General features: G+C 70.0%; 3 protein-coding genes. 2 read left to right on the forward strand and 1 reads right to left on the reverse strand.

The genetic code is table 11. The annotated features are described in order from the left end of the window. On the reverse strand, positions 1 to 250 hold a 250-nt coding region (locus tag QK444_RS36535; RefSeq protein ID WP_349239564.1), incomplete at its 3' end, for a helix-turn-helix domain-containing protein. Between the two features lie 68 nt (positions 251 to 318). Here QK444_RS36535 and QK444_RS34565 point away from each other — a divergent pair. Both QK444_RS34565 and QK444_RS34570 read left to right on the forward strand, forming a co-directional pair. Beyond that, entirely contained in the window at positions 319 to 1,845 is a 1,527-nt protein-coding gene (locus QK444_RS34565; RefSeq protein WP_282786212.1) for a TldD/PmbA family protein, read from the forward strand. Between the two features lie 5 nt (positions 1,846 to 1,850). Further along, positions 1,851 to 3,198 (forward strand): metallopeptidase TldD-related protein (locus QK444_RS34570; RefSeq protein WP_282786214.1); only part of this gene is annotated, 1,348 nt, incomplete at its 3' end.

The raw sequence follows: 3,198 nt of genomic DNA on the forward strand, positions 1-3,198 counted from the left end.
CGGCGGTGGCGGCGATATCGGCGACCGTGGTCGCCTCATAGCCTCGGGTCTCGAACAATTCGACGGCAGCCTCGAGCAGGGCTCGGCGGGTGCGTTCACGTTTGCGGTCACGAAGTGCGGATGGCGGCACGCGGGCAGACGCTACGGCATCCGAGCAGCAAAACGTGGCATGTCCACGGGTTTGTCGCGCGCGTTTCCTGCTGTGCGACTTCGCAGCCCGTGCATTGTTGCAGCGTGTGCACCTTCGCACGCTGTGTATTCCGGCTCGCGCGCGGATGTGGTTGGCGCGTGTCGGATCTCCGGCTTAGCGTGGACCGGGTGAGCATCGCAACCAAGGCCGTGGACGACGAGTTCCGCGCACTGCCCCTGGCCGCGCTCGCCGATGCCGCCCTGTCGGCGGCGCGGTCGGCGGGCGCGAGCTATGCCGATCTGCGGGTGCACCGGCTGGTGTCGCAGTCCATCCGGCTGCGGGACGGCCGGGTCGAGTCGGTGGGCGACAGTACCGATCTCGGCTTCGCGGTCCGGGTGATCGTGGACGGCACCTGGGGCTTCGCCTCGCACGCCGTGCTGAATCCGGAGTCGGCGGCGGAGGTGGCGCGCCGCGCGGTCACCGTTGCCACGACATTGCGGGCATTGAATCGCGAGCGCGTCGAACTCGCCGCCGAGCCGGTGTACGACGGCGTGGAGTGGGTGTCGGACTACGACATCGACCCCTTCACCGTGCCCACCCCCGAGAAAACCGCGCTGCTGCTGGACTATTCGCGGCGGCTGCACACCGCCGCCGGCGTGGATCACGTGACGGCGTCGCTGTACCAGGTCAAGGAGCAGACCTACTACGCCGACACCTTCGGCTCCCGCATCACCCAGCAGCGGGTGCGGCTGCAACCGCAACTCGAGGCCATCGCCGTCGACACCGCGGCCGGTGTCTTCGACACCATGCGCACTCTCGCCGCCCCGGCTGGTCGCGGCTGGGAGTACGTGACCGGCGCGGACGGCGTCTGGGATTGGGACGGCGAACTCGCGCGCATCCCGGAGTGGCTGGCCGAGAAGGTGGCCGCCCCGACCGTCGTCCCCGGCCGCACCGATCTGGTGATCGATCCCAGCAACCTGTGGCTGACCATTCACGAGTCCATCGGCCACGCCACCGAGTACGACCGCGCCATCGGTTACGAATCCGCCTACGCGGGCACCTCCTTCGCCACCCCGGACACCCTCGGCACCCTGCGGTACGGCACCCCGATCATGCATGTCACCGGCGACCGCACCGAGCCACACGGGCTGGCCTCGGTCGGATACGACGACGACGGGGTGGCCGGGCAGCGCTGGGATCTGGTGCGGGACGGCGTTCTGGTGGGCTATCAGCTCGACCGCGTCTTCGCCCCGCGGTTGGGCCTGGATCGGTCCAACGGCTGCTCCTACGCCGACTCCCCGCACCACGTGCCGATCCAGCGCATGGCGAATGTGTCGCTGCGACCGGATCCCGAGCGCGACACCACCACCGCCGAGCTGATCTCCCGGGTGGCCGACGGCCTCTACATCGTCGGCGACAAGAGCTGGTCGATCGACATGCAGCGCTACAACTTCCAGTTCACCGGCCAGCGTTTCTTCCGCATTCGCGACGGCGAGTTGGCCGGACAGGTGCGCGACGTCGCCTATCAGGCCACCACCACCGACTTCTGGGGCGCCATGGAGGCCGTCGGCGGCCCGTCCACGTGGGTGCTGGGCGGTGCGTTCAACTGCGGGAAGGCACAGCCCGGTCAGGTGGCGGCGGTCAGCCACGGTTGCCCGTCGGTGCTGGTCCGCGGGATCAATGTCCTCAATACGCGCACGGAGGCCGGGCAGTGAACAGCATGATCGCAGCACCCGAGGTGGTGGAGACCGCGCTGCGGCACTCGCGTGCGGACGAGGCCGTCGTCATCGTCACCGATGCCCACGATGCCTCGCTGCGCTGGGCCGGAAACTCCATGACCACCAATGGTTCCTCGATGTCGCGTGACTGGGCGGTCGTCTCGATCTTCCGGGACGGCCCGCGGGTCGCCCGGGTCGGCAGCGTCGGTTCCACCAGTGTCGATCCGGCCGAGATCGAATCCGTGGTGCGCGCCAGCGAGGCCGCGGCCCGCGACGCCGAACCGGCCCGTGACGCCATGCCGCTGCTGACCCCGGAGACGGCCGGCCCCGTCGGCCCGGACGGCGAGCTGTCGTGGGACGGCTCCCCCGCCGGTACCGACATCACCGTCTTCGAGGGCCTGGCCCGCGATCTCGCGGCCGGCTTCGACGGCGCGGACCGCCTCTACGGATTCGCCCACCACCAGATGCATTCCAGCTGGCTGGGCACCTCCACCGGGATCCGCCGCCGCTGGGTGCAGCCCACCGGGTCGGTGGAGATCAACGGTAAGCGCGGTGCGGGCGCGGAACTGGCCAGCGCCTGGGTCGGCGCGGGCACCCTCGATTTCACCGATATCGACACCCCCGCCCTGCTGGGCGAACTGACCCGCCGCCTGGACTGGTCGGCGCGACGGGTGGAGCTGCCCGCCGGACGCTACGAGACTCTGCTGCCGCCGTCCGCGGTGGCCGACCTGATGATCTACATGGCGTGGAGTATGGAGGGCCGCGGCGCGCAGGAGGGTCACACCGCCTTCTCCCGTTCGGGCGGCACCCGGATCGGGGAGCGGCTCACGGATATTCCGCTCACCCTGTATTCGGATCCGAGCGCCGCCGGTCTGGAGTACCGGCCGTTCGTGGCCACCCCGTCGTCCTCGGAGTCGCTGTCGGTCTTCGACAACGGACTCTCCGCGCGTCGGGTGGACTGGCTGCGCGACGGCGCGATCGCCAACCTGGTGTATCCGCGCGCCACCGCCGCCGAATTCGAGGCCGCCGTCACGCCGCCCGGTGAGAACCTGCTCATGACCGGCGGCACCGACGCCTCGCTCGCGGAGATGGTGGCACGCACCGAACGCGGACTGCTGCTCACCTGCCTGTGGTACATCCGCGAGGTGGACCCGGCCACCCTGCTGCTCACCGGCCTCACCCGGGACGGCGTCTACCTGGTGGAAGACGGTGCGGTGACCGCGGCGGTCAACAACTTCCGCTTCAACGAGAGCCCGCTGGATCTGCTGCGCCGGGTCGGCGAGGCGGGCCGCACCGAGATCGCCCTCCCCCGCGAATGGAAGGACTGGTTCACCCGCACCGCCATGCCCG

Origin of the sequence: Nocardia sp. CC201C (assembly GCF_030010695.1) — a bacterium.
Classification (GTDB): Bacteria; Actinomycetota; Actinomycetes; order Mycobacteriales; family Mycobacteriaceae; genus Nocardia; species Nocardia otitidiscaviarum.